Consider the following 2075-nt stretch of genomic DNA (forward strand, 5'->3'; position numbering starts at 1 on the left):
CATGCGCAAACAAATCTCAGCCAAACGGGGCGCATTGTTTCTAAAAAGCGGGTTGAGCTTTCCAGTGATGGCATATTAACAATGGGTGAGACAAGTGAGGTTGGCGCCTATGATGTAACGTTGAAGGCAGGCACACTCACCCAAGCTGGGCTTGTGGAAGCACAAGGCGGAGTACTTACTCTCGAAAGCCACGGTGATTTAACCAATAGTGGTACGATAGCAAGCAATGGCGCAATCACTGTGAATGCGCAAAACACTCTGAACCAAACGGGGCGCATCGTTGCGCAAAAGCGGATAGAGCTCTCAACTGATGGCACCTTGACACTGGGTGAGACAAGCCAAATTGGCGGCTATGATGTGGCGCTGAAGGCAGGCACCCTTAATCAAGCTGGGCTTATAGAAGCGCAAGGTGAGGAACTTACTCTCGAAAGTTACGGTGATTTAACCAATAGCGGTATGCTTGCAAGCAATGGCGCAATCACTGTGAATGCGCAAAACACTCTGAACCAAACGGGGCGCATTGTTGCGCAAGAGCGGATAGAGCTCTCAACCGATGGCACCTTGACGCTGGGCGAACCAAGCAAGGTTGCCGCCTATGATGTAATGCTGAAGGCAGGCACACTCACCCAAGCTGGGCTTGTGGAAGCGCAAGGCGGAGTACTTACTCTCAACAGCCATGGTGTTTTAAGCAATTCCGGTATCATGGTGGGCGGTGTTGTTGATGCGAAGCTTGGGTCTTTAGCCAATTCAGGTCAGCTTTTAGCCAGTGACAGTTTTACGCTTATAGCAGAAAGCCATGATCCGTCATTGGGGCAAGTTGCTCTGGTTTTAAATGGTGAAGACGGTGTACTTAAAAGTGGTGGTGCTTTTGTCTTAACCGCAGATGTTTTGGACAATGCCGGCAGTATTGGTTCAAGTGGTGATGGGGTTGCGCTCAATGTGAGCGCTGATCTGAGTAATAGTGGGCTGATTTATGCCAAGAAATCTGCCATTTTCTCCTTGGATGGGGATTTTATCAATAATTTTGCCGATGTCATTGCTGAAGACAATCTCATCATCCGTGGCTTAAGTGGAGAGCGGGCTGGTCATGTGATCAACAGCTCGGGTCTTTTAGAAGCTGTCTTAGGTGATATGACCTTCGATGTCTCAGCGCTTACCAACATGCGTGAAGGTGGGGTTGAAGTTACCGATAAAGTGGTTGGTCACAGTTACGTGCGAGGAAAATGGAAAAAAACCGAGGTTAGACACCACCAGATAAAGGAAGATGTTGACACTACGATCATTCGTCAGCAGCCTCATTTTACCAATGGAGCTGCACAGATTTTAGTAGGACGTCATCTCACGGTTCATGCCGGCGATATCCGTAATAGCTATAGCTTAATTGCTGCTAATGGCAATATTGAAATGCAGGGTGATACGCTACTCAATGAGGGGCGTGATTTAATTGAAAAAACCAAGATTGTAACTGACACACATCGCAGGGAAAAAAATTGCAAAACATTCGGTAATCTAGGGTGTACTACGGGAGGCATTAAAGATGAGGGACATTATACTGATACCAAAACAACCACGCGCACTTATGATGCTGTTTACGGCACGATTGAAGCGGGTGGCACTCTTGATGTCAAGGTTACAGACACTCTTGACAATCATGCGGTGCGCGAGGGAGCCGGTCAAATTGGCTTAAGCTCTGGCAATAAAGGCTTGACTGGCGTTAAAAATACTGACGTTGATGGCTTCAAACCGTCGATCAGCTATAGCTCGGGCGATCAAGGTTTGGCTGGGGGACAAACACCCGATTTTGACGGTTCCAAACCACTGATTAGCAATGATCGATTGGACGGTATTATCAATGGTTTGAAAGGGCACAAAGGGCTTTTTGCACCGAGCATCCAAACACCCGCACCAGAATCCATACAGGTGCCAACGCAAGATGGGCTTAACTCTGTCAAGACAGAGTTAGCTGGCAGCCAATCACCGGATGTGCCGTTTTTAATCGAGACGCGACAGGACTTTATCAACCCAAGTAAATTTTTAGGATCGGACTATTACTTAAAAAAGATTGGCAATTATAA

At 47.4% G+C, this 2075-nt stretch carries 1 pseudogene; it reads left to right on the forward strand.

What is annotated here, in order from left to right:
• Positions 1–2075 (forward strand): annotated as a pseudogene (locus tag ACFIKG_RS09045) (filamentous hemagglutinin); the annotation flags it as partial.

The organism is Bartonella sp. LB28NMGDW, from assembly GCF_042194435.1.
GTDB classification, from domain to species: domain Bacteria; phylum Pseudomonadota; class Alphaproteobacteria; order Rhizobiales; family Rhizobiaceae; genus Bartonella; species Bartonella grahamii.